Genomic DNA, 23,462 nt, shown 5'->3' with positions numbered 1-23,462 from the left:
ATATTGCAAGCAACGACAGATGGAAACCGATCACACCGGAGCCCGAAAATGAACCTGCCCCCCAAAGTCACATCCCGCGCCTTTGACCGCCTCGCCGAGATTGGTGCCGCCGCTGACGGAAAAGCACTGCGCGTCGCTGTCGAAGGCGGCGGATGTTCCGGATTTCAATATGACATTGCCCTCGATGCACCCAAAGACGATGACCTCATCCTCGAAGGGGCCGGCCAGAAAGTCGTCGTGGACAGCATATCGCTGCCCTTCCTGACCAATGCTATCATCGATTTTTCCGAAGAACTGATCGGCGCGCGCTTTGTCATCGAAAACCCGAACGCGACCAGCGCCTGCGGCTGCGGAACATCCTTCTCGATGTAACGCCGCCCCGGCTTCATTTTGCCAGATAAACTCCCGCCGGAGGCTGACCTCATTTTTAATGAGGTCATTTCATCTCCCGTGATTTCAGCCCCCTGAGGCCCGCGCGAACCCTTCAAAGAAGGCATCGAATTTGTCGGTCGATCCTTCGGCAGCTTCCAGAACACAGCGACCTTGGGGACCAAGCGCAGGCACCAGCACCTGCCGCATTCTGGACCAGTCCGCAGACCGGTGCGCGCCCATGTCAAATAATCCTTGGGACAAATCTCGCAACGCGCCTTCGCCTTCCTCCGGACCATAAAGAACGACCTGACCTGTAGGAATATCTTCTTGAAACACGGCGCGTCCGGACATCCGGGACAGCCAGCCCGTCACAAGATAAGTATGATAACCGTCTGTCGGAACGGGGTGTGCCGCCTGCCCCAAATGGCAATCGCGGTACGCGCTGTGCACGAAGCTTTCCCAAATCAGGTTCGGACGGGCACCGGCAAAGCGCAATGCCGCACAAATTTCCGCCAGCAGATCCGCGTTCTGATCCAGGAACGCCAGCAACCCCGCATATTCAAGACTGGTGATCGCCGCAGGGGCCAGTTCGGGATCAATCCGGCCATAGTCGGCAAGATAAAAAATGATATGGGCCAGCTCGTAGGCGGCCTTTTTGTTGGGCAGCGCAAAGGTTTCAGATCGCGAGATGAAACGCCGCAAACGGGTGTCCAGATCAGCATCGCGCTGCAAGGCATTTCGCCTTATCAACAAACGCTCGGCTTCGGCACGCTGCAGATCAGACAGTTCGGCCTGCGCCAGCCCTTGCGATGCAACCCAATGTGACAGCTCTTCGCCGTAGTTTCCGTCGATCCCCAAATCTTCCAGATCCAGGCACAGAGACAAGAAAAACCTGTAATACTGTGGAAAGAATGCGATTTGCACAGGCAAGCTGACATAAAATTCACGATAAGGCTCTACTGCAGCTGGCGGAATATCCCCATTGAAGCTGCGCAGGATGCCCAACCATTCAGCGTTTTCCTTCAGCCAGAAAATATCCCCCTGTGCACGGCGTTGGTGGGCGAACATTTGGCTCAGGGCAACGGTCCCTTGGCTCTTGGTCTGCCGCAGCGGCAACAGTTGGATGACGTTGGACATGGGCGACCTTTCCACAAAATACTCTGTGCCCGGCGGGGCACAGAGATATATTTAATAAAATGAATTCAGCAACTTGTTGTGAAAAGTTCGACCAGATCACCGGTTGCCATTGCGGTGCCTGATGGCGCGCAACTGGTGGTGAACAGACCTGTTTCAGCGCCGTCAACCATGGATGGCGTGCAGCTGGTGGTGAACAAACCAGTGCCCGCGCCACAATGCAGTGTCAGGGATTTGGTCTGGGATGGCAGAACAAGCGTGTCTTCAACATAGGCAAAAGCGGTCATATCTTATCCTTCTAGGGTTGAGCTTATCGATGCAATACAAACTTAGGTTGCAACAGCGACATCGTTTGCCCGTTTAGGTTGCTTTTCCAAATGAATTTTTCAAACCTTTTGCCACAGTTTGTTTTGTCCACATTCACTCAGGTCGGCAGCTTGCTAACCAAACATGATAATCAGGCTTATCCACAGAGATAAGAAAATGTTATCCACAGGTCTGTATCACGCATTCGAACACCCCCGCTCCCCCACCAAGGCTCAGGGACGCCCCGAATCAGTTCTCAATAGGCCACCCTTAGGCCGCGCAAACCCGGCGGCTGCCCTTGCTCAAAGCGCCGCTTTGCGCGATAGGTTTCATAGCAAAACAGAGGCAGCCCATGAAAATCGCGACGTTCAACATCAACGGAATCAAAGCCCGGATCGACGCCCTGCCGCAGTGGCTGGACGAAGCGCAACCCGATGTCGCCATCCTGCAAGAGATCAAAACGGTCGACGACGCATTCCCGCGCGAACTTTTCGAGGACCGGGGCTACAACGTCGAAACCCACGGACAAAAGTCGTTCAACGGCGTGGCGATCCTGTCTAAGCGCCCCCTTGAGGACGTCACACGCGGCCTGCCCGGCGACGACGGCGATGAACAGGCACGCTATATCGAAGCGACGGTCATGGGGGACAAATCTGCTATTCGGCTGTGCGGCTTGTATTTGCCCAATGGCAACCCTGCCCCCGGACCAAAATTCGACTACAAGTTGGAATGGATGGCCCGGCTTGAAGATCGCGCGCGCGCCCTATTGGCAGAAGAAACGCCGTTTTTGATGACTGGCGATTACAATGTCATCCCCCAGGCCGAAGACGCCGCGACCCCTGATGCCTGGCGCGATGACGCGTTGTTTCGCCCAGAAACGCGCGCAGCGTGGCGCAAGTTGGTGGCACTAGGTCTGACGGAAGCGTTCCGCGCCCGCACGCAAGGACCCGGACATTACAGTTTCTGGGATTATCAGGCTGGCGCGTGGAACCGGAACAACGGCATCCGCATCGATCATTTTCTGCTGAGCCCGGTCGTTGCCGACATGCTGCGTGATTGCCAGATTGACAAGGAAATACGCGGTCGGGACAAACCGTCGGATCACGTACCGGTGTGGGTCGATCTGGATTTCTGAGCGCTTTTTTCGAAAGCCGTTTTTTTTCCAGAGACCGCGGGGGGCCAGCCCCCCGACCCCCGGGATATTTAAGAGCCAGAGAAGCGAGGAGTCAGGCCTGAAGTTCGGCATCCCAGTAGAGGAAATCCATCCAGCTTTCGTGCAGATGGTTGGGCGGGAATTTTCGACCCATGTTGCGCAGTTCTTCTGCTTCGGGCTGACGGGGCGGTTTGCGCAGTTGGAACCCTGTCTGGTGCAGCGCCTTTGACCCTTTGCGCAGGTTGCACGGGCTGCAGGCGGCCACCACGTTGCGCCAGCTTGTGATCCCCCCTGATGCGCGCGGCACCACATGGTCAAACGTCAGATCGCCCCGTGCGCCACAGTACTGGCAGCAAAATTCATCCCTCAGAAATAAATTAAAGCGCGTGAAGGCCACGCGCTTTTGAGGTTTCACATAATCTTTCAGGACGACAACCGATGGAATCCGTATCTCCATCGAGGGGCTGTGCACGTAGTCGTCGTATTCGGCAACGATATCGACCCGGTCCAGCCATTTGGCCTTGATCGCATCCTGCCAGGGCCAAAGTGACAGCGGATAGTAGGACAAAGGCCTGTAATCCGCGTTGAGCACCAAGGCCGGTCTATGTTTCAGCCCTGCGGGGCTACGGGTGAATTCCGTTCTAAAATCGCCGTCCATCTTCAAGTAAACCCTTTGCCGTTCCGCGTCCGGTCCGGCGGGAACAGCCCCACCGATAGGGTGACTATATCCCGTGGTTTTCGTCTGACAAGTCGCAATCGGGCACCAGATGTCGCAGGTGGATGGTGCAAGGCGAGATCGGCGGAAGGTCGGCGCGCGTGTCCACGGACGGCCCTTTGCCCTGAACTGGCAAATCACTGGCCGCTTGGCCGCGACACAATGTTCGGGAAACCCTATGCCGGTTGGGCGACGGGGCCGATTAACGCCGCGTCGCCCGCACGGATCAAAGGCCCAGTTTGTCGCGCATGAACGCCAGCGCCACGCTTAGCCCGTCGGGAGCGATGCCGTGGGCCGTCCCCTTCATGATATGGGCGAAAACATCCGTCCAGCCCGCATCCTGCAAGGCCTGGGCCGCTTCGGGCAGCGATTGGGGCGGGACCACATCGTCGGAATCGCCGTGCACCAGCAGGACCGGAGGACGCACGACTGCATCATCCTTCAGGCTTTCGGGCGACAGCAAACGGCCCGAAAACGCAACGACGCCCGCCACGGCGTCTTCGCGGCGCGGGGCCACATGCAGCGCCATCATGGTGCCCTGGCTAAATCCGAAGAGCACCACCTGTTCGGGCAGCAAGTCTTCGTCCACCATCAGCGCATCAAGGAATGAATTGAGGTCTTGCACCGCCTGCATCATGCCGCGTTCGGATTCTTCCTCGGATGAGTTGTCGATCCACGGGATCGGAAACCACTGGAATCCCATCGGGGCACCGGCGCAGGCCTCTGGCGCGTCGGGCGCGACGAACAGCGTGTCGGGCAGGTGTTCGCCCAACGGATCGGCAAGCCCCAAAAGGTCGGCACCATTGGCCCCGTAGCCATGCAGGAATACCACGGCTGACCGCGTTTCCCCCGATACCGGTTCGCGGCGCTCTGCGTTTAAGACGCGTGTCATGTGATCCCTTCCCTTTGTTTTACAACGCGGTAGTACGAAAACAGCGCACGGGCTGCAACCGACCTCCACGGTGACCAGTCTTCGGCCATGAGGGCCAGCTGTTTCGGCTTTGGCCGCTCTGGCAGATCAAAAAGCACTTTTGCAGCTTCTTGCAAGGCCAGATCGCCTTCGGCAAAGACATCCGCACGACCAAGCGAGAACATGGCGTAGATCTGCGCGGTCCAGGTGCCGACACCGGGGATCGCAGTCAGCGTCTTGATGACCTGCACATCGGGGGCGTCCCGCAGGGCGGTGTAATCAATGCCCGCATCGGCTAGCGCCAGCGCATAGCGGATTTTCTGACGGCTAAGCCCCGCTGCACGCAAGCCCTCCTCTCCTGCGGCAAGGATGGCGGCCTCGTGGGTCAGGCCTGCGGCATCCATTCTGGCGCGCATGGCGTTGGCCGAGGCAACCGAGACCTGCTGGCTGATGATCGCCCCGATCAACGCGTCAAAGCCGTCAGCACGCAACCGCAGCGGCAGGGGCCCGGTGGCCTGCAAGGCACTGGCGAACCGCGGGTCAGTATCGGCGAGCCAGGCCGCCCCTTCGGCGACATCTGCGTCATTGGTGATGATGCGCCCGACGCTCATAACGCGGTGATCCAGCCAACTGCGGCGTCGGCCGTTTCCAAAACATGCGCCTTTTTGGGCGGCGCGGGGCGGTCAATGACAATCACGCGCATACCCAACCGCATTGCAGCCTCAAGCTTGGGGCGGCTGGGGAGCCCGCCCACGTTGCGACAGATCAACGTGTCGATGCCAAGCCTTTGAAACAACGCGATTTCCTCGTCGATGCTGAACGGAGGAGTGCCGTAAACCGGCTCTGCAAACTCGGGCAAAGGTGTCCGCGCGGCGGCACTGGTCTGGCGCAAGAACAAGGTATCCCCCGCAAAGGGCGCGAATTCGGCAACCGTCCCGCGCCCTGTCGCCGCAAACACCCGCGCGCCGGGGCGGATCATCACGGCGGCCTCTGCCACGGTGGCCGCACGCAGCGCAGGGGGGTCGATCGTCCAGACCGGCCGCATGACGCGTACATAGGGCAACGCCAAATCCCGTGCCGCGGCGGCCGCCAGATCGGCAACATCGGAATCAAAACCGTGGCCGGCGTCACAGATCGCGGTAATTCCTTCGTCCGTCAGAAAATTTTTCATCGCCTCCAGCGACCCCGGTGTCCAGATCCGCGACGGTACCGCAAGCGGGCCAAAGCTGCGCTCTGCTCGCCGCAATATCGCCTGCAATTTTTGGGATGTTTGCGCTACCTGCGCCGCAAATTCGTGGGCTTCGGCGCTGCCGGCGATCAGCAAAATGTGAGAGAGGTTTTCCATCGCGGCATGATCCGCCAGTGTCTGGGCAGACGCAAGGGGCTTGCTGTTGCCAAATCCTGAGTTTACGCCGTTGCCATGACAATGATTGATGACACCCGCGCCAAGCGCAATGTGGCCGTTCTGGTCACTGCGCAGGCTTTTCTTGGCAGCCAGATGCCGATGTATTTCGTGATTGGCGGATTGGCGGGACAACAGTTGTCGCCCAATGTCTGCCTTGCCACCCTGCCGATTTCGATGATCGTGTTCGGGTCGATGACCACGGCACCGTGGCTGTCGGGTGTGATGCAGAAGTTCGGGCGGCGCGCGGGGTTCGTCACTGGTGCATTCGGCGGCATGGCAGGGTCCGCGATCTGTGCCTATGCGCTGACCATCCAAAGCTTTACGATGTTCCTTCTGGGCAGCTATCTGATGGGCATCTACATGTCTTCGCAAGGTTTTTTCCGCTTTGCCGCGACCGACACCGCATCGGATGAATTCCGCCCCAAGGCGATTTCCTATGTCATGGCGGGGGGGTTGGTGTCCGCCGTCATCGGACCGCAAGTGGTGGGCCTGCTGACCGATGCAAGCCCTGATGCAACAGTGATGCGGTTTTTCCCTGTATATATTGCTGCGATTGCGCTGAACGGGTTCGGCATGATCCTGTTCGCGTTTCTGCGCATCCCCAAACCGCCGATCCCCGCCGTCGATGCGCCAAAGGGACGTTCCCGGATGGAACTGCTCAAGACGCCGCGCATCGCCGTTGCCGTGATTTGCGGTATGGTGTCCTATGCGTTGATGAACCTTGTGATGACGTCGACGCCGCTGGCGGTTGTCGGCTGCGGCTATAACATTGTGGATGCGTCCCATGTGGTCACGGGCCATGTGCTTGCGATGTATGCGCCATCCTTTTTCACCGGCCATCTGATCGCGCGCTTCGGGGTCGAAAAGATTCTCGGCCTTGGCATCGCCATTCTTGCGGTGGCGGGTCTGGTCGCGTTGAACGGGGTCGAGCTGGGTAACTTCTATGTCGCGCTGATCCTGCTTGGCATCGGCTGGAACTTTGGCTTTATCGGTGCCACGTCAATGCTGGCGGGTGCCCATGAACCGCACGAACGCGGTCGCATGCAGGGGCTGAACGATCTGCTGGTCTTTGGCGGCGTCACCTTTGCATCGCTGGCCAGCGGCGGGTTGATGAACTGTTCGGGCGGCAACCCGGTCGAAGGCTGGGCTGCGGTCAATATCGCGATGATCCCATTCCTCGTGCTGGCCGGTGGGTCGCTGATCTGGCTGATGCTGCGCCAACGCACATCGGTGCGGTAGCGGTTACCACCGGCCGCTGAGCGCCCTGAAGGGGAGCGAAAAGGCCTCCATCGACGGCAGCGTCCCATCCCCAACCCGTGCAGGCGCGTCAATCGCGGCTTGCAGCACCTTGGCGCTGGCCCCGATGCTGAACAACGCAGGCCGTGCTGAGCCCGAAACCTCCCTCCGGTGCTTTCGCGCTTTCTTCAACCGTTCCAAAGCCTTGCGCGCCAAAGCTGACACGCCCGCGTCTGTTCCATCCAGCAACGGCACCCGGCCCTGTTCGACCAGTTCCGGGATCGCATGAAGCCACGCAGCCACCCCAGCACCGTAGGCAGCATCGCGCACCACGCGTTCGTCGGCCTGCCCCAGGGACGACGCGGCCACCCACATCAAGGTGCCTGCCGTCTGATCGATATACTGGTCAAAATGGGCAGTATCCTCGAAGGCATCGCGGTAAATGTCCCACCGGCGCGCGGCAACCAGATCGTCCAGCAGCTTGGCCCCCGCCGCTGTGACAGCCGCCGCCAGAGGTGTCGCCACCTCGTGACGGCGCACAGGGCGTCCTTCGGATATTTCCTCGCAAACATCGCGCCACCATTGCAGGCGCATCTCGGCGATCATCGCCTCTTGCGTCACCCACGGCGCGCGCGCCACCTCCAGATTGAACGCGTAAAGCGGAAACAGAATGCGGCGTGCGGCCACCGGTGCTGCCATTGCGGCGCGAAACCGCAACGGGTCCGCGCGTTCCACCATGGCGGCGCATGCCGTCAGATCGTCGTCAAATATCATCACGGATAATCCCAACCCGGTTTTCGCCGTTTCAAGGGCACTTCAAAGCAACCACCGGCGTGATGCCCCCTGATCACGACCGGCTCCGTCAACACCATTCGGGGCCGTCACGCCGTGATGTCGCGGATCAATTTCCACCGGATCGCGTCCAGCAGCGCTTCAAACGATGCGTCGACAATGTTGGCAGACACACCGACGGTCGACCAGCGCCGCCCTTGGGCGTCCTCACTGTCGATGATGACACGGGTCACCGCCTCGGTGCCGCCTTGGGTGATGCGCACCTTGTAATCCACCAGATGCATATCCTCGAGCATGGCCGAATATTGTCCCAGATCCTTGACCAGCGCCTTGGACAGCGCGTTGACCGGGCCGCGGTCACAGCCATCGGCATCCATGCTTTCGCTGACCGACAGACGCTTTTCGCCATCAACCTTGATAACGACGACGGCTTCCGACAGGCTGACCATCTGGTCGTATTTGTTCTTCCGCCGCTCGACCGTGACGCGGTAGCGCTTGACCTCGAACAGGTCCGGCATCTGGCCAAGCGCCTGACGGGCAAGCAGCTCGAAACTGGCCTGCGCGGTGTCATAGCTGTAGCCATCCGCCTCGCGGGCCTTGACCTGATCCAGGATCAAACCCAACGCCGGGTCGCCCTTGGCAATCGTCAGCCCGGCGCTTTCCAGACGGCGGCGCAGGTTCGACTGGCCTGCCTGGTTCGACATCGGGATGATACGGGCATTGCCCACCAGCTCCGGCTGGATATGCTCATACGTCGTCGGGTCCTTTAGGATCGCCGATGCGTGCAGACCCGCCTTGTGCGCAAAGGCCGACGACCCGACAAAGGCCGCCTGCTTCATGGGCACACGGTTGAGGATTTCATCAAGGCTGCGGCTGATCTGCGTCAGGCCCGCGAGCCCTTCAAGGCAAATCCCCGTCTCATACGCGCTGGCATAGGGTTCTTTCAGCAGCAGGATCGGGATCAGCGTCGTCAGATTGGCATTACCGCACCGCTCGCCCAGCCCGTTCAGCGTGCCTTGGATCTGCCGCGCGCCCGCGTCCACCGCCGCCAGCGAACAGGCCACGGCGTTTTCGGTGTCGTTATGCGTATGGATGCCCAAATGGCTGCCGGGTATCCCCGCTGCAATCACCTCGGCCGTAATGCGCCCGACGTCGGCTGGCAGGGTGCCGCCATTGGTATCGCACAACACGATCCAGCGCGCGCCGGCGTCATAGGCGGCCTTGATCGTCTGGATCGCATATTGCGGGTTGGCACGATAGCCGTCAAAGAAATGCTCCGCATCAAACAACGCTTCGCGCCCCTGATCGACCAGATGTGCGACAGAGCGGGCAATGTTGTCGATGTTGTCCTCAAGGCTGATGCCAAGGGCCGTGGTGACGTGAAAATCATGGGTCTTGCCCACAAGACAGACAGTATCCGTGCCCGCGTTCATCACGGCGGCAAGCACGTCGTCATTCTCGGCAGAGAACCCTGCCCGCTTGGTCATACCAAATGCAGTCATGCGGGCGCGGGTCCGGGGTGCCGTATCGAAAAAAGCGGAATCCGTCGGATTAGCCCCTGGCCAGCCGCCCTCGATATAGTCGACACCAAGCGTATCAAGCGCCTGCGCAATGGTGATTTTCTCGGCAGTCGAGAATTGCACCCCCTGGGTCTGCTGTCCGTCCCGAAGCGTCGTGTCATAGAGGTAAAGGCGCTCTCTCGTCATTTCCGCACCCCCATCTTCATTTTGCCAGATAAACTCCGGGGAGCAGCGTGAGGGGCTGGCCCCTCACTCCCGTCCTTGCCAAAAGCAAAAGCCGTCAACTTAGCGCGCATCATTCAAGAGCCTCAAGTTTTGTCGGGTCAAAGTTAGGGCCCGCAATAACCTCAACTCCTTCCTTGCTCATCTGTACCTGCACGCCTGCTCCGATCAGCATATTTTTGATCTGGTCCACTCCGCTAAAGTCTTTTGTCTGCATCGCGACAGACCGTGCAGCTTCCAGCGATCTTTGAAATCTGGACAGGTCAAAGGCCGTTTCTTCGCTCCACGATGGCACTTCGTCCCCAATAAGACCCAGCAGCTGTAGCGAAGCCTTGAATTCGGACCTCAATTCAGAACTCGACCTCGCCATTTGTGGCGCATTTGGCACGCCAGCTTCAAATTGGCCGTCGAATTTATCATTGTGAACAATATCACCTGCCAATTGGTCAAGCTGCCGCAATGTAAAGGCTGTGTTCAAATCCTCCGCCAGATTGTCGATTATTATTCTAGACGCTTTACTGGCCTCGACGCCCTTCACCAAGTCATACCATGACTTTAGTTTGCGCTTTGCCTCATCTGCCTTCTTCTCTGTCCAGTCCATCGGCTTGCGATAATGCGTGCTCAGCATCACGTATCGGATCACTTCGCCGGGCACGCCGTGGTCCAGCAAATCCCGCACGGTAAAGAAGTTGCCCAAAGACTTGGACATCTTCTTGCCCTCGACCTGCAACATCTCGTTGTGTAGCCAATAATTTGCAAATCCCGCCCCCGGATGGGCGCAGCAGCTTTGGGCGATCTCGTTCTCATGATGCGGGAACATCAGATCATTCCCGCCCCCGTGAATGTCGAAATGCGCGCCCAGCAGTTCATAGGACATAGCCGAACATTCGATATGCCACCCCGGACGCCCGCGCCCCCAAGGGCTGTCCCAGCCGGGCGTGTCGCCATCAGATGGCTTCCACAGCACGAAATCCATCGGGTTGCGCTTGTAGGGGGCCACTTCGACCCGCGCGCCGGCGATCATGTCGTCAATCGACCGGCCCGACAGCGCGCCGTATTCCTTGTAGCTTTCGACCGCGAACAGCACATGGCCTTCGGCAGCATAGGCATGCCCCTTGGCAATCAGCCCCTCGATCATCTCGATCATTTGCGGAATATACGCCGTCGCGCGCGGCATGTGATCCGGCTCAAGCGCCCCGACGGCTGCCATGTCGTCCAGAAACCACTGGGTCGTCTCTGCGGTGATCTCTCCGATCGACCGGCCGCTTTCAGCCGCACGTGCGTTGATCTTGTCATCCACGTCGGTGAAGTTTCGCACATAGGTCACGTGATCCGGGCCATAGACATGCCGCAGCAGCCGGTACAACACGTCGAACACGATTACGGGCCGCGCGTTGCCCAGATGCGCCCGGTCGTAGACCGTGGGCCCGCAGACATACATGCGCACGTTATCTGAATCAATCGGGACAAAATCCTCGCGTTTGCGGGTCTTGGTGTTGTGCAGCTTGATCGTCGTCATATAGCGCGTCCTTACGCAGGTATGGCGCGGGCATGGCACATATGTCTTGAAAAGAAAACGCTATGAACAGGCCCGCCAGAAGGTCTCAGCAGGGAATACAGCAAATAATGAGTGTGTTCATCGTCATGACGCTTGCCTAGCGCGGGGCTGGCACAAAGGTCAAGCCTGATTGACAAACCGTGCCGCCTCTGCGTCCCTGCGCGCGAACGGATTTATCGGAGTGACACAATGCAATTATCATCACGCATCACCGGACTTTTGGGCGGCGGATCAGACGGTTGGGGGGTTTTCCTGCGGGCCCGCCAGATGATTGCAAAAGGCACCGCCGTGACCGAATTGACCATCGGCGAACACGACATCCGCACGGCCGCACCGATCCTGCAAGACATGCACCGCGCGGCGATGGACGGGCACACCGGCTATGCATCGGTCCCCGGCACGCCTGGTTTGCGCGACGCGGTCGCCCAGCGGGTGCAGGACCGCACCGGCGTCAAGACGACCCGCGACAACGTGGTCATCACGCCCGGCGGGCAAGCGGCACTATTCGCCGCCCATGCTGCAACCACCAACCCCGGCGATACTGCCCTGTTCATTGATCCCTACTATGCGACCTACCCCGGCACGATCCGCGGCGTAAGCGCCATTCCCAAGGCCATTCCAGCCCATGCCAAGGACGCCTTTCAGCCCCGGGCCAGCGAAATCGCTGCAGCCGCGGCGGGCGCGAAATCCCTGCTGATCAATTCGCCCAACAACCCCACCGGGGTGGTCTATACCCGCGACACGCTCGACGGTATCGCGCAGGTCTGCAAGGATAACGGTCTGTGGCTGATCTCGGACGAGGTGTATGACACGCAGGTCTGGAACGGCACGCATCTGTCGCCACGCGCCCTGCCCGATATGGCCGAACGCACGCTGGTCGTCGGGTCCATGTCGAAAAGCCACGCCATGACCGGATCGCGCTGTGGCTGGATCGTCGGGCCCGAAGATGCCATCGAACACCTGACCAACCTCGCGACCCATACGACCTATGGTGTTCCGGGGTTCATCCAGGATGCAGCCCTTTTCGCATTGCGCCAAGGTACCGGTTTCGAGGATGAAATCGGTGCCCCCTTCCAACGCCGCCGTTTGCTGGCGCAGGATATCATAGCGCAACAGAACGCCGTCTCGCTCGTGCCGGCCGATGGTGCGATGTATCTGATGCTGGATATTCGCAGCACCGGCCTGAGCGGTGAGGCCTTCGCCTACGCCCTGCTTGATGCCCATCACATCGCCGTCATGCCCGGCGAAAGCTTTGGCAAGGCCGCCGCAGGTCACATCCGGGTGGCCATGACCATCGACGACGCCCGTTTTGCACAAGCCCTGCAAACCCTGTGCGAATTCGCAAAGACCCGCGCCAAATAACAAAAAGGGCCGGAGGATAATTCCCCCGACCCTTTTCTCTGGCTCTTAAATATCCCCGCCGGAGGCATCTTTGCCCCCGGCAGAAGACTTCAGCCAATTAGAAGTGCATCGAACCACGTACGGTGAATGTGGTCGCGTCCAGATCGCTACCGGATACGCCGCCAACATCGCTAAAGCGGTGCTCCAGCAGTTCTGCACCAACGCTGTAGGTTTCAGACACGCGGTATGTCATGCCGATGCCGTAAAATGCGCCATCTTCATCACCCAGTGTAGTGTCGGCCTGCGCGTAACCACCTGTTGCATAAAGCATGTAGTTGCCGAAGTCATAGCCGCCCTTGACCTTTGCACGCGCAACGGAATCGATGGTGGCCGCGCCGTTGTTCAGATCGATATCGGTCTTGTCATAGTCCAGTTCGGCACCTGCAACGAAACGACCGAAGTCATAGTTGTAGCCAGCGTGGAAACCGTAGCTGCCGTTGTCGCCATCCAGGTTGCCTGGACCATCCGCATCGGCGTAGCCCAACTGCAGACCTGTATAGAAGCCTGTCCAGTCACCGCCTGTGTTCACAACTGGAACCGGTTCCATCATCACTGGCTCGACAACTGGCTCGCTCAGGCTGCCCGCAAAGGCGGAACCGGCAAAGGCAGACGATGCGACAAGAGCAGCTGTAGCGAATTTCATTGTACGTTTCATAATAGAGAACTCCTCGACTTGTTTTGTCCGAGCGGGTCAATCCCGCTTCGAAGACACAACACGCTAGGTAGGCGTTTGTTTCGGGCTCCGCTTGTCATAGATCAATCCAAGGCGGTTTGTTGCCATTTTGCCAAACCGATCGGCGGAGGATCGCCGCCGTTTCCCTTTATTTGCAAGGTCGCAAACAGAATTTACGTCGCAAACAAGACAGCTTGGCCAAATTTATTTTCGCAGCATCGGAACAATATCCGGAGTAGGTCCATGAAAACAGATCACTGCATCGCCACACGTGTCAGCCGTACCATCGGGGCGGACCGTGGGCGCGCGGCACGGGGCGCGCCCGTCTGATCCGCCCTGACTGTACCGCTTTCCCGCACTTTATCTTCGGAGCCACGCTATGACTGAACGCCTCTCTTTGCGCTCGGGTGGTCGCGCCGCACGCCGCGCCGCGCGGGCTGCCCCTTTGGCCGATCACCTGCGCCCCGTCCGACCCGGCATGTCCGGCGGCACCTTCAACCCGCTGTCCCCCGCTGCGATGGACCGCATCCACCTTGCCGTGCTTGATGCGCTGGAACAAATCGGCCTTGCGGATGCGCCGCCCTCGGGCATTGCCCATATGACCCGTGCCGGGGCCATTCTGGGCGACGATGGCCGCCTGCGCTTTCCACGTGCCTTGATCGAAGACACCATCGCAGCGGCCAACCGGTCGATCACCCTGCATGCCCGCGACCCCCGGCACGACCTCGATCTGTCGGGCACCAGGGTGCATTACGGCACAGCGGGCGCTGCGGTGCATCTGGTCGATGTCGACGGGCGCATTTACCGCGAATGCGGCGTGCAAGACCTGCATGATGCCGCGCGCATTGCAGATCAACTGGACAACCTGCATTTCCTGCAACGTCCCATGGTGTGCCGCGACATTCCCGACAACCTCGAGATGGACCTCAATTCGATCTATGCCTGCTGCGCGGGGACCACCAAACATGTGGGTGTGTCCTTTGGGGAACCGGCCCATGTGGCACCGGGTCTCGAGATGTTGCACATGATCGCAGGGGGCGAAGCCGCATGGCGCGCACGCCCTTTCGTGTCGAACTCGAACTGCTTTGTCGTCCCTCCGATGAAATTCGCCACCGATTCATGTCTGGTCATGGAACAGCTGATCGAAGGGGGCATGCCCATCTTGCTGCTGTCAGCCGGACAGGCCGGTGCCACCGCCCCTGCCCCCATCGCCGGTGCCATCGTGCAGGCCGTCGCCGAATGTCTGGCGGGTCTGGTCTATGTCAACGCGATCAAACCGGGGCACCCAACGATCTTTGGCACCTGGCCCTTTGTCAGCGACCTGCGTACCGGGGCCATGTCGGGCGGGTCCGGCGAACAGGCGCTGCTGACCGCCGGATGCGCGCAGATGCACCGCTATTATGATCTGCCCGGCGGGGCCGCCTCAGGCATCGCCGACGCCAAGCTGCCCGACATGCAGGCGGGTTGGGAACAGGCCATGTCCAACGTCATGGCGGGCATGTCCGGCCTGAACATGGTCTACGAGGCCGCAGGCATGCATGCGTCCCTGCTGGGGTTCTGCCTTGAATCGCTGATCCTGGGCGATGATCTGATCGGTCAGGCCCTGCGCTGCGTGCGCGGCATCGAAGTGACCGAGGACAGCGTCAGCCTCGAGGTCATGCGCGCCACTTGCATCGGCGGTCCGGGCCATTATCTGGGGTCTGACCAAACGCTAAACCTGATGCAGACCGAATATATATACCCCGCGTTGGCCGACCGCACGTCGCCCAAGGAATGGGTCGAACTTGGCAGACCCGACCTGCTGGCCAAGGCGACGGCCCGCAAGGAAGAAATACTGGGCCAGCGCGCAAAGGCCCGGTTCGACCCTGAAACAGACCGCATGATCCGACACCGTTTCAACATCCACCTGCCTGCGTGATCTTCCCGCGGCAACCTGATAATATCTTCTGGACGGGGACCGTATCCTCGTCCTGAAAAGGCAAAATTACGAGTGTTCACTTTTATCATCGCCCATATCGAGGTCGTCGGCGTCATTTTGTTGACGCTGCTGATGGCGTTCATCCTGCAACAACAGCGCCGCAGCCCGCAATCCACCGTGGCATGGATCCTGTTTCTGGTGCTGCTGCCCTATGTCGCCGTCCCGCTGTTTTTGGGGTTGGGGTTTCGCAAACAGGGCAAACGCTATGCCCCCATCCGCTTTGCCCAGTCCGAACCCCACAAAACGCCGGTGCACAGCCTTGACCAGACCTTCCAGAACTTTGGCATGCCCCCCGCCCTCGAGGCGCAGCGGCTGACATTCGTCAAAACACCCCAGGCCGCGTTCGAGGCGGTGATGGATACCATCGACAGCGCACAGCACAGCATCGACAGCCTGTTCTATATCCTTACCGATGACGACACCGGCAGGCGTTTCGTCGACGCCCTGACCGCCAAGGCAAAGTCCGGTGTGAAAGTCCGGCTGCTGATCGACCGGTTGGGCACTTTGCGCGGGCCTCACAAGGCGCTCAACGCCCTCAGGGCCGCCGGTGCCGAGGTGTTTTTCTTCGCGCCCATCCTTCAACCCCCCGGCTCTGGCCATCTAAGCCTGCGCAACCACCGCAAGATGATCATCGCCGATCATTCCACCGTCTTCTCCGGCGGCATGAACATCGGGGCAAATTACATGACGGATGCGCCCAACGACAAAACTTGGGTCGATCTCGCGTTTACACTTGAAGGGTTGGCCGTCCAGGGCTTTTGCGATGTCTTCAGATCCGATTGGGAGGTCGCAAGCGGCACCGACATCGAGCTGACCAGCCCCGCCCCAACCATTGCGGGCAATGCCACCGTGCAACTGGTCCCCTCGGGTCCCGACATCACCGAAGACCCCCTGCACGACGGTCTGCTCCGTGCGCTGCACATGGCCAACACCCGGATCTGGATCTCGACACCCTATTTCGTGCCCACCGAACCGTTGGCCAACGCCCTGCGCATCGCGGCCCTGCGCGGTGTCGATATCAGGATCATGGTGCCGCAAAAGTCTTTCCAGCACACCGCCGACTTTGCCCGCGGCGCTTATCTGCGCGACGCAGAAGCAGCGGGGGCCGTGATCCATTATTACACCCCCGCGATGATGCACGCCAAAGCGATGGTCATCGATGACGCCGCCGCCATGGGCACCGCCAACTTCGACGTGCGCAGCATGTTGTTGAACTTTGAGACGATGTTGTTCCTTTATGATGCGGGCAGCGTTGCAGCCCTGTCGGAATGGTTCATCGAAGGCTTTGCCCAATGCCACACCAACACGCCCCATCCCAGATTGCCGCGCAAACTGGCTGAAGCCATCTTTCGCATCGGGGCACCAGTCCTATGACCACAACCCCGCCCCATACTCATATCGCGCCCACTCTTCGCATCGCCAGCTATAACATGCGCAAGGCCAAGGGGACCGACCGCCAGCGCGATCCAGACCGGATCATGCGTATCATCCGCGGTCTGGACGCCGATATCGTCGTGCTTCAAGAGGCCGACATGCGCCTTGGCGCGCGCCCTTCCGCGCTGCCTCTGGACGCGGTGCAGGTCCAGACCGGCCTGATCGCGGTGCCCGTTCCCGGTGATGTCAGCATCGGCTGGCATGGCAACGCCGTGCTGCTGCACCGTCAGGCCGAGATCGTCGAAGTGCACCATATCGACCTGCCCGGTGCCGAACCGCGCGGTGCCATGGTCGTTGACGCGGATATTCACGGCGTGTCCCTGCGGATCATCGCCACCCATCTTGGCCTGATGCGCAGTTCGCGGCGGGCCCAGCTGTCACGCCTGATCGCGCATCTGGACGAACGGTCCCGACGGCCCACGCTGATTGCAGGCGACATGAACGAGTGGTCCCAAACCGTGGGGCTTGGCCGTCTGGCGCATCACTTCACCATCTACGCGCCGGGCAAAAGCTTTCACGCGCGCCTGCCCATGGCCGCGCTCGACAGGATCGCGATGGATGATGACTTTCAACTGGTCGATGGCGGCGTGGTTGAAACGCAAGACGCAAAACGCGCGTCGGATCATCTGCCGATCTGGCTGGATTTCACGCCTATGGTCTTTCCACGCCCGCCGTCAGACACCTAGTTCGCCGTTCTGTGCCGCCGCACCACGCTGGCCGGACGCCCCGGCAGGTGCAGCGCCGTGTCCGATCGTGGACCGCGCGCGATAACCTTGCCCTTGGCAATGACACACAGACGGTTGGCGCGCAGGCGCAACGCCTCGATCGGGTCACCGGCATCCAGCACCACAAGCGATGCCTTGGCACCGACGTGCAGACCGTAATCAGCCAGCCCCATGGTGCGTGCATTGGCGTGGGTCACCATATCGAAACATTTGCGCATCTCGTCGGGGCTGGTCATCTGCGCCACATGCAGACCCATGAACGCGACATCCATCATGTCGCCCGTGCCCAGCGAATACCACGGATCCAGCACGCAATCCTGCCCCCAGCCGACATTGATCCCCATGGCCAGCATTTCCTTGACCCGTGTCAGGCCGCGCCGCTTGGGATAGCTGTCATGGCGTCCCTGCAAGACGATGTTGATCAGCGGGTTCGGGATCGCGTTGATCTGCGCTTCGGCGATCAGCGGCAGCAGTTTCGAGACATAGTAATTGTCCATCGAATGCATCGACGTCAAATGGGATCCGGTCACGCGGCCCTCAAGGCCCAGACGTGTCGTCTCGTAGGAGAGGGTTTCGATGTGGCGCGACATCGGATCATCGGTTTCATCGCAATGCATGTCCACCATCAGGCCGCGCGCCTCGGCGATCTCGCACAGTTCGCGCACGGATGCCGCACCGTCTGCCATCGTGCGTTCGAAATGCGGGATTCCGCCCACCACATCAACGCCCATATCCAAAGCGCGGATGGTATTGTCCCGCGCCGTGGGGTCGCGGTAGAAACCGTCCTGCGGAAAGGCCACCAGTTGCAGATCGATGTAATCCTTGACCTGCTCGCGGACCTGCAACAGCGCTTCGACCCCCAAAAGCCGGTCGTCGCAGGTGTCCACATGTGACCGGATCGCGAGCAACCCCATCGACGCGGCCCAATCGCAATACTCCAGCGCGCGGGCAACGACCTCGTCCTGCGTCATCACCTGTTTCAACTCTCCCCACAGGCCGATGCCCTCAAGCAGCGTGCCCGACGCGTTGATCCGCGGCATACCGTAGCTAAGCGTCGCATCCATGTGAAAATGCGGATCCACGAAAGGCGGGCTGACCAGGTCACCGCTGGCGTCGATCACTTCGCCCGCCTGCGCATCGCCAAGCTGGTCGATCGCGGTGATCTTGCCCCCCGCGATGCCAATGTCGGTGATGCGTCCGTCGGGCAATGTGCCGCCCTTTACGATCAGATCAAACATCAGCGTTCTCCTTTGTTGAACGGAACCATCAAGGCGGCCGGCACCTGTGCACGGCGTGATACCAGCACCAGTGCGGCGATGGACAGGATATAGGGGGCCATGAGAAAGATTTGATAGGGGATATCCGCGCCAAAACCGGTTTGCTGCACACGGATTTGCAACGCGTCAAAGGCGGCGAACAGAACCGCGCCCAGCAACGCCTTGCCCGGCATCCATGATCCGAACACCACCAGCGCGATACAGATCCAGCCGCGCCCGTTCACCATCTCGAAAAAGAAACTGTCGAAGGCGGACATGGTCAGGAACGCGCCGCCCATGGCCATGAACCCGCTGCCCACGATCACCGCGCCCATGCGGATCGCCGTAACCGACAGCCCTTGTGCGGCCACCGCTGCGGGGCTTTCGCCTGCCGCCCGCATGGCCAACCCCAGCGGTGTGCGGTACAGCATTACAGACGTCAGCCCGACAAGGATGAACGCCAGATAGGTAAAGGGCGTCTGCGAAAACAGGGCCTGACCCAGCAGAGGAATTTCCGACAGCACAGGGATTTCATAGGGCTGGAAAGCGTCGATCTTGGGAGGGCTGGTCACCTGCGGCAAGGCCAGGCGGTAGGCATAATAGGTCGAGGACGTCGCCAGCAACGTCACGCCCAGCCCCACAACATGCTGTGACAACCCGAATGGGACCGTCAGCACGCTGTGCAGCAGGCCAAAGCCCATGCCGACCACCATGGCCACGGCTACGCCAACCCAAAGCCCGGTACCCGAATAGACCGCCATCCAGCCCGCAAAGGCCCCCGCGACCATGATGCCTTCGATGCCCAGGTTCAGCACGCCCGCGCGTTCGCAGATCAATTCGCCCATTGTGGCCAATATCAGCGGTGTCGCAATGCGGATGGCTGCGGCCCAGAAACTGGCCGAGATCAGAATATCGAGGATTTCCATCAGTCGCGCACCACTCTGAACCGCGTCAGCAGGATCGCCAGCACCATCAGCAGCAGCGCCGTCGCCAACATCATATCCGCCAGATAGGTCGGCACGCCTGCCGCACGGCTCATGCTGTCGGCCCCCACGAAGATGCCGGCCACAAACAGTGCCGACACGATAACGCCAAGCGGGTTGAGCAAGGCCAGCATCGCCACGATGATGCCCGTATAGCCGAACCCCGGTGACAGATCGAGCGTCAGACTTCCCTTGAGCCCCGCAACTTCGGAAAATCCTGCCAAAGCAGCCAACCCCCCCGACAGCAGCGCGGTTTTGACCAGCACCGTGTTCACCGGAATGCCCGCAAAAGCCGCCGCCTCGCGGTTCAGACCCACGGCGCGCATCTCGTAACCCAGAGTGCTGCGGGTCTGGATCACCCAGACTGCCAGTGCACACAGGATCGAAAGGGCAAAGCCCCAATGCAGCCGCAGCCCGTCAACGATACGTGGCAACCGCGCCTCGGGGATCAGGCGCGCGGATTTGGGCCAGCCCATGCCCATCGGATCCTTGAGCGGGCCTTCGAGCAGCATCGAGATGAACAGCAGGAAGATGAAGTTGAACAGCAAGGTCGTCACGACCTCGTCCACGCCAAACCGCGTTTTCAGGATGGCAGGCACCAGCAAGACGACCGCCCCCGCCAGCACCGCACCCATCGCCAACGCGGGGATCAACGCCAGCCCGGGCCACGCAAGCGCGCCGGTCCCCAGAACCACCGTGACCAGCGCACCGGCATATAGCTGCGCCTCTGCCCCGATGTTCCAGAACTTGGCCCTGAACGCAACGGCGATGGCCAGCCCGGTAAAGATCAGCGGCGTGGCGCGGTTCAGGGTCTCAAGCAGCGCGAACTGCGATCCGAACGCGCCCTTGAGGATCAGCCCCAAGACTGAAAACGGGTTCGCCCCGGCAAGCATCGCTAGGAGTGACGCAATCACCACGGTTGCGATGATTGCAAGCACCGGCGGCGTGATGCTGCGCGCGAAAGACGGGTTTGCGATGGGTTCAAGACGCATGGGCCACCGGCGCATCAAAACCCTGACCGGCCATCCAGATGCCAAGCCGCGACGGTGTCATCGTGCCCCGCCCGAAGGCCGGTGACAACCGCCCCCCTGAAATCACATGAATAACGTCAGACAAGCCCATGATTTTATCCAAATCTTCCGAGATAAGCAAGACCGCAGCCCCACGATCCCGCGCCGCCAAAAGCTGGCTATGCACATAGTTCACGGCACCGATATCAAGGCCGCGCACCGGCTGGTTGGCAAGCACGATCTGCGGGTCAGCCTCAAGCACGCGGCCAAGGATCAGCTTTTGCATGTTGCCGCCAGACAGCAACCGTATCCGGGTATCCGGACCCGGGCAGCGCACGTCGTATTTCGCAATGATATCAGCCGCAAAGGTGCGTGCCTTTGACCATGACATCCACCCGCCCTTGCTGAACGGCGCGGTTGAATAGCCTTCGAGAATGGCGTTTTCGGTCAGATCGAAATCGGCAACCGTGCCCGTCTTGTGCCGGTCTTCGGGAATACGCGCGATGCCGCCCTGCACCGCAGCGCGCGCCGACCAGTGTTTCAGCACCTTGTCCCCAAGGACAAGCACACCCGCCTTGGGCATGCACAGCCCGCCCACAACATCAGCCAGTGCTGCCTGCCCATTGCCCGAGACCCCGGCCAGCCCGATGATTTGCCCTGCCTTCAAGTCCAGCGATACCGACTTCAGGCCCGGAACGTTCCCGACATCCGGCGTGCTGACGTTCTTGAGCGAAAGCAAAGTCTTACCAGGGACAGACACCGCAATATCAGGGGCTTTTGCGGCTGTTCCCATCATCAATGCCGACAGCGCGTTCTTGTCCGTATCGGCGGTGGTTGTTTCAGCCACCAGCTTGCCATGACGCAGCACGGCAACGCGGTCAGCAATCGCCATGACCTCATGTAACTTGTGTGATATGAAGATGATCGACAGCCCGTTCGAAATCGCCAGCCTGAGGGTTGCAAACAGGTCATCGGCTTCCTGCGGGGTCAGAACGGCGGTCGGTTCATCAAGGATCAGAATTTTCACATCCCGGTACAACGCCTTGAGGATTTCGACGCGCTGGCGTTCGCCGACAGTCAGGCTGCCAACCCGTGCATGCGGATCAACCTTCAGATTAAATCCCTCTGACAGAGATTTGATTTTAATGTATGATTCTGACTTCCTTAACCGAGGGCTCTTTAACGACCGCACCCCAAGCGCGATGTTTTCCACCACCGTCAGGTTGTCTGCCAGTGTGAAATGCTGGTGCACCATGCCGACGCCTGCATCCAGTGCGGCGCGCGAATTGCCTGGCGGCAAGGTCTTGCCGAACACCTCGACCGATCCGCTGTCGGCGGTATAGCCCCCGAACAGGATATTCATCAGCGTTGTCTTGCCTGCGCCGTTTTCGCCCAGCAACGCCACGACTTCACCCCGTCGCAAAGACAAGCTGATCGCATCATTTGCGACCAGCTTGCCAAAGCGTTTGGTGATGGCGTCAAGACGCAGAACGACTTCTGCGGTGCCGTTCATGGGTCAGGACGAAGCGGGTTCTGTATCGTCGATCTCGACCACGAAATCGCCTGACTTGATCTCGGCCTCGCGCTGTTTGACCAGCGCCATCGCGGCCTCGGGCACCTTGCCTTCGAACGTGCCCAGCGGGGCCAGAACGGTGCCGCCCTCTTTCATGAACGAATACATACCGTAATCCGCCGCCGTGAACGTGCCTGCCTGAACTTCGGCGATGGCCTTGTCGAGCGTCGGTTCAAAGTTCCAGATCGCCGAGGCGACAACCGTTTCAGGATATTCCGCCTGGGTATCAATCACGTTGCCGATCGCCAGCACGCCCTTTTCCTTGGCCGCGTCCGACACGCCAAAGCGTTCCGCATACAGCATATCCGCGCCGTTTTCGATCATCGCAAAAGCCGTTTCCTTGGCCTTGGGCGGATCGAACCACGACCCGATAAAGCTGACCTGGAATTTGATATCCGGGTTCATCTCCCTCGCGCCGGCCATAAAGGCGTGCATCAGGCGGTTAACCTCCGGGATCGGGAAGCCGCCAACCATTCCGATATTGCCAGTCTCGGACATGGAACCTGCAATAATCCCAGACAGATACGAGGCGTCTTGAATGTAGTTGTCGAACACCGCGAAATTCGACAGCGATGCATCCTCTTTAAAGCTCGATCCCATCAGAAAGGCGATGCCCGGATAGTCCGCAGCGACCTCGCGCGCCTCTTGTTCGGCACCGAAAACTTCGCCGATGATCAGGGTGTTCCCGGCTTCGGCATATTCACGCATCACGCGGACATAGTCGGTGTTGCTGACATTTTCCGAATACACATATTCGATGTCGCCGCGGTCCTTGGCCGCCATTGCGGCCTTGTGAATCCGGCTGACCCACTGCTGTTCAACGGGAACGGTATAGATGCCAGCAACCTTGACCGGATCCGCGGCCAGCGCAGGTGCGCCAAGCGTTGCGGCGATCAAAGCCGTGGCCGCCGTTGTCGCCATAAAGCCGCGACGGTTCATCGAAGTGTTCACTGATTTCATCAAATTGACCCCCTGTGGTGTTTATTTGTGCAGATCGTGCTTTGGTTCCGGTGCGTCGGTCAAGAAGTCTTTTACCAAATGGTCAAGTCAGCCTGCCGCCCGTGCCCCAGGATTTCAGCCACAGCGCCGCATGCCTGTTTTTTCAG

Annotated in this window: 22 protein-coding genes; 7 read left to right on the top strand and 15 right to left on the bottom strand. The window is 60.1% G+C overall.

Going from position 1 to position 23,462, the window contains the following annotated elements; genetic code table 11:
* Positions 1–48: 48 nt before the first annotated feature.
* Entirely contained in the window at positions 49–372 is a 324-nt protein-coding gene (locus RGAI101_RS01840; RefSeq protein ID WP_008225747.1) for a HesB/IscA family protein, read from the top strand.
* Between the two features lie 84 nt (positions 373–456).
* Here RGAI101_RS01840 and RGAI101_RS01835 read toward each other — a convergent pair whose 3' ends face one another.
* Together RGAI101_RS01835 and RGAI101_RS01830 are read right to left on the bottom strand one after the other, a co-directional pair.
* Positions 457–1,509, bottom strand: a complete 1,053-nt coding sequence (locus tag RGAI101_RS01835; RefSeq protein WP_008228767.1) for a DUF6902 family protein — start codon at positions 1,507–1,509, stop codon at positions 457–459.
* A gap of 65 nt (positions 1,510–1,574) precedes the next feature.
* On the bottom strand, positions 1,575–1,793 hold the full coding sequence (locus RGAI101_RS01830) for a DUF6749 family protein (protein ID WP_008225833.1): 219 nt from the start codon (positions 1,791–1,793) through the stop codon (positions 1,575–1,577).
* 371 nt (positions 1,794–2,164) lie between these two features.
* Between RGAI101_RS01830 and xth the strand changes: the two genes are divergently transcribed.
* A complete protein-coding gene (gene xth / locus RGAI101_RS01825; RefSeq protein ID WP_008227162.1) occupies positions 2,165–2,947 on the top strand; it encodes an exodeoxyribonuclease III in 783 nt (260 codons plus the stop codon).
* A gap of 91 nt (positions 2,948–3,038) precedes the next feature.
* Here xth and RGAI101_RS01820 read toward each other — a convergent pair whose 3' ends face one another.
* The 4 genes from RGAI101_RS01820 to RGAI101_RS01805 all read right to left on the bottom strand — a co-directional run bounded on the left by RGAI101_RS01820 (position 3,039) and on the right by RGAI101_RS01805 (position 5,935).
* The gene (locus tag RGAI101_RS01820) at positions 3,039–3,623 is read right to left on the bottom strand and encodes an HNH endonuclease (protein WP_008226480.1); all 585 of its coding nucleotides are present in this window, start codon (positions 3,621–3,623) and stop codon (positions 3,039–3,041) included.
* A 283-nt stretch (positions 3,624–3,906) separates the two neighbouring features.
* Entirely contained in the window at positions 3,907–4,572 is a 666-nt protein-coding gene (locus tag RGAI101_RS01815) for an alpha/beta hydrolase (protein WP_008227010.1), read from the bottom strand.
* Entirely contained in the window at positions 4,569–5,201 is a 633-nt protein-coding gene (locus RGAI101_RS01810; protein WP_008226632.1) for a DNA-3-methyladenine glycosylase family protein, read from the bottom strand. Before RGAI101_RS01810 ends, RGAI101_RS01815 begins: the two co-directional genes overlap by 4 nt.
* Complete coding sequence (locus RGAI101_RS01805) at positions 5,198–5,935, bottom strand: precorrin-6A/cobalt-precorrin-6A reductase (protein WP_008226242.1); 738 nt, start codon at positions 5,933–5,935, stop codon at positions 5,198–5,200. The genes RGAI101_RS01810 and RGAI101_RS01805 overlap by 4 nt, the downstream gene beginning before the upstream one ends.
* A 75-nt stretch (positions 5,936–6,010) precedes the next feature.
* On the opposite strand from RGAI101_RS01805, the gene RGAI101_RS01800 reads away from it, so the two are divergent.
* Complete coding sequence (locus tag RGAI101_RS01800; protein WP_037227112.1) at positions 6,011–7,234, top strand: MFS transporter; 1,224 nt, start codon at positions 6,011–6,013, stop codon at positions 7,232–7,234.
* Between the two features lie 3 nt (positions 7,235–7,237).
* Here the strand turns inward: RGAI101_RS01800 and RGAI101_RS01795 are convergent, their stop codons facing one another.
* The 3 genes from RGAI101_RS01795 to cysS all read right to left on the bottom strand — a co-directional run bounded on the left by RGAI101_RS01795 (position 7,238) and on the right by cysS (position 11,284).
* Positions 7,238–8,005 carry a squalene/phytoene synthase family protein gene (locus RGAI101_RS01795; RefSeq protein ID WP_008225477.1) on the bottom strand — a complete coding sequence of 256 codons (768 nt, stop codon included), beginning with the start codon at positions 8,003–8,005 and terminating at the stop codon, positions 7,238–7,240.
* Between the two features lie 107 nt (positions 8,006–8,112).
* On the bottom strand, positions 8,113–9,729 hold the full coding sequence (gene cimA, locus RGAI101_RS01790; protein ID WP_008228021.1) for a citramalate synthase: 1,617 nt from the start codon (positions 9,727–9,729) through the stop codon (positions 8,113–8,115).
* Positions 9,730–9,838: 109 nt separating this feature from the next.
* Positions 9,839–11,284: a cysteine--tRNA ligase gene (cysS, locus tag RGAI101_RS01785; protein WP_008226568.1), complete on the bottom strand. Its 1,446-nt coding sequence runs from the start codon at positions 11,282–11,284 to the stop codon at positions 9,839–9,841.
* Positions 11,285–11,512: 228 nt separating this feature from the next.
* Here cysS and RGAI101_RS01780 point away from each other — a divergent pair, with 228 nt between their 5' ends.
* On the top strand, positions 11,513–12,685 hold the full coding sequence (locus RGAI101_RS01780; protein ID WP_008228593.1) for a pyridoxal phosphate-dependent aminotransferase: 1,173 nt from the start codon (positions 11,513–11,515) through the stop codon (positions 12,683–12,685).
* Between the two features lie 97 nt (positions 12,686–12,782).
* On the opposite strand, the gene RGAI101_RS01775 is transcribed toward RGAI101_RS01780, so the two are convergent.
* Entirely contained in the window at positions 12,783–13,379 is a 597-nt protein-coding gene (locus RGAI101_RS01775) for an outer membrane protein (RefSeq protein ID WP_008225438.1), read from the bottom strand.
* A 397-nt stretch (positions 13,380–13,776) separates the two neighbouring features.
* Here RGAI101_RS01775 and RGAI101_RS01770 point away from each other — a divergent pair, with 397 nt between their 5' ends.
* The 3 genes from RGAI101_RS01770 (at position 13,777) to RGAI101_RS01760 (ending at position 17,495) form a co-directional block, all read left to right on the top strand.
* On the top strand, positions 13,777–15,315 hold the full coding sequence (locus tag RGAI101_RS01770; RefSeq protein ID WP_008228379.1) for a trimethylamine methyltransferase family protein: 1,539 nt from the start codon (positions 13,777–13,779) through the stop codon (positions 15,313–15,315).
* 72 nt (positions 15,316–15,387) lie between these two features.
* Entirely contained in the window at positions 15,388–16,749 is a 1,362-nt protein-coding gene (locus tag RGAI101_RS01765; RefSeq protein ID WP_008228732.1) for a phospholipase D-like domain-containing protein, read from the top strand.
* A complete protein-coding gene (locus RGAI101_RS01760; RefSeq protein ID WP_157044607.1) occupies positions 16,746–17,495 on the top strand; it encodes an endonuclease/exonuclease/phosphatase family protein in 750 nt (249 codons plus the stop codon). The genes RGAI101_RS01765 and RGAI101_RS01760 overlap by 4 nt, the downstream gene beginning before the upstream one ends.
* Here the strand turns inward: RGAI101_RS01760 and RGAI101_RS01755 are convergent.
* From RGAI101_RS01755 to RGAI101_RS01735, 5 genes are read right to left on the bottom strand one after another with little or no spacing between them, the layout of a single operon-like run.
* Complete coding sequence (locus RGAI101_RS01755) at positions 17,492–18,772, bottom strand: amidohydrolase family protein (RefSeq protein WP_008228049.1); 1,281 nt, start codon at positions 18,770–18,772, stop codon at positions 17,492–17,494. The genes RGAI101_RS01760 and RGAI101_RS01755 overlap by 4 nt on opposite strands.
* The gene (locus tag RGAI101_RS01750) at positions 18,772–19,716 is read right to left on the bottom strand and encodes an ABC transporter permease (RefSeq protein ID WP_008225398.1); all 945 of its coding nucleotides are present in this window, start codon (positions 19,714–19,716) and stop codon (positions 18,772–18,774) included. The genes RGAI101_RS01755 and RGAI101_RS01750 overlap by 1 nt, the downstream gene beginning before the upstream one ends.
* Positions 19,716–20,765, bottom strand: a complete 1,050-nt coding sequence (locus RGAI101_RS01745; RefSeq protein ID WP_008226675.1) for an ABC transporter permease — start codon at positions 20,763–20,765, stop codon at positions 19,716–19,718. Before RGAI101_RS01745 ends, RGAI101_RS01750 begins: the two co-directional genes overlap by 1 nt.
* Complete coding sequence (locus RGAI101_RS01740) at positions 20,755–22,296, bottom strand: ABC transporter ATP-binding protein (protein ID WP_008226416.1); 1,542 nt, start codon at positions 22,294–22,296, stop codon at positions 20,755–20,757. The genes RGAI101_RS01745 and RGAI101_RS01740 overlap by 11 nt, the downstream gene beginning before the upstream one ends.
* 3 nt (positions 22,297–22,299) lie before the next feature.
* Entirely contained in the window at positions 22,300–23,316 is a 1,017-nt protein-coding gene (locus RGAI101_RS01735; protein ID WP_008228583.1) for a BMP family protein, read from the bottom strand.
* Between the last annotated feature and the right edge of the window lie 146 nt (positions 23,317–23,462).

It is taken from the genome of Roseobacter sp. GAI101, assembly GCF_000156335.1.
Classification (GTDB): Bacteria; Pseudomonadota; Alphaproteobacteria; order Rhodobacterales; family Rhodobacteraceae; genus Sulfitobacter.
The sequence above is the reverse complement of the archived record's forward strand: the minus strand, read 5'-3'. Positions and strand labels throughout refer to the sequence as shown.

Coding starts and splice junctions, on each gene's coding strand:
- RGAI101_RS01805 (WP_008226242.1), bottom strand. CDS start 5,935: ATGGAAAACCTCTCTCACATTTTGCTGATCGCCGGCAGCGCCGAAGCC.
- RGAI101_RS01780 (WP_008228593.1), top strand. CDS start 11,513: ATGCAATTATCATCACGCATCACCGGACTTTTGGGCGGCGGATCAGAC.
- RGAI101_RS01800 (WP_037227112.1), top strand. CDS start 6,011: ATGACAATGATTGATGACACCCGCGCCAAGCGCAATGTGGCCGTTCTG.
- RGAI101_RS01810 (WP_008226632.1), bottom strand. CDS start 5,201: ATGAGCGTCGGGCGCATCATCACCAATGACGCAGATGTCGCCGAAGGG.
- RGAI101_RS01835 (WP_008228767.1), bottom strand. CDS start 1,509: ATGTCCAACGTCATCCAACTGTTGCCGCTGCGGCAGACCAAGAGCCAA.
- RGAI101_RS01775 (WP_008225438.1), bottom strand. CDS start 13,379: ATGAAACGTACAATGAAATTCGCTACAGCTGCTCTTGTCGCATCGTCT.
- RGAI101_RS01840 (WP_008225747.1), top strand. CDS start 49: ATGAACCTGCCCCCCAAAGTCACATCCCGCGCCTTTGACCGCCTCGCC.
- RGAI101_RS01745 (WP_008226675.1), bottom strand. CDS start 20,765: ATGCGTCTTGAACCCATCGCAAACCCGTCTTTCGCGCGCAGCATCACG.
- RGAI101_RS01770 (WP_008228379.1), top strand. CDS start 13,777: ATGACTGAACGCCTCTCTTTGCGCTCGGGTGGTCGCGCCGCACGCCGC.
- cimA (WP_008228021.1), bottom strand. CDS start 9,729: ATGACGAGAGAGCGCCTTTACCTCTATGACACGACGCTTCGGGACGGA.
- cysS (WP_008226568.1), bottom strand. CDS start 11,284: ATGACGACGATCAAGCTGCACAACACCAAGACCCGCAAACGCGAGGAT.
- RGAI101_RS01815 (WP_008227010.1), bottom strand. CDS start 4,572: ATGACACGCGTCTTAAACGCAGAGCGCCGCGAACCGGTATCGGGGGAA.
- RGAI101_RS01820 (WP_008226480.1), bottom strand. CDS start 3,623: ATGGACGGCGATTTTAGAACGGAATTCACCCGTAGCCCCGCAGGGCTG.
- RGAI101_RS01755 (WP_008228049.1), bottom strand. CDS start 18,772: ATGTTTGATCTGATCGTAAAGGGCGGCACATTGCCCGACGGACGCATC.
- RGAI101_RS01735 (WP_008228583.1), bottom strand. CDS start 23,316: ATGAAATCAGTGAACACTTCGATGAACCGTCGCGGCTTTATGGCGACA.
- xth (WP_008227162.1), top strand. CDS start 2,165: ATGAAAATCGCGACGTTCAACATCAACGGAATCAAAGCCCGGATCGAC.
- RGAI101_RS01830 (WP_008225833.1), bottom strand. CDS start 1,793: ATGACCGCTTTTGCCTATGTTGAAGACACGCTTGTTCTGCCATCCCAG.
- RGAI101_RS01760 (WP_157044607.1), top strand. CDS start 16,746: ATGACCACAACCCCGCCCCATACTCATATCGCGCCCACTCTTCGCATC.
- RGAI101_RS01750 (WP_008225398.1), bottom strand. CDS start 19,716: ATGGAAATCCTCGATATTCTGATCTCGGCCAGTTTCTGGGCCGCAGCC.
- RGAI101_RS01795 (WP_008225477.1), bottom strand. CDS start 8,005: ATGATATTTGACGACGATCTGACGGCATGCGCCGCCATGGTGGAACGC.
- RGAI101_RS01740 (WP_008226416.1), bottom strand. CDS start 22,296: ATGAACGGCACCGCAGAAGTCGTTCTGCGTCTTGACGCCATCACCAAA.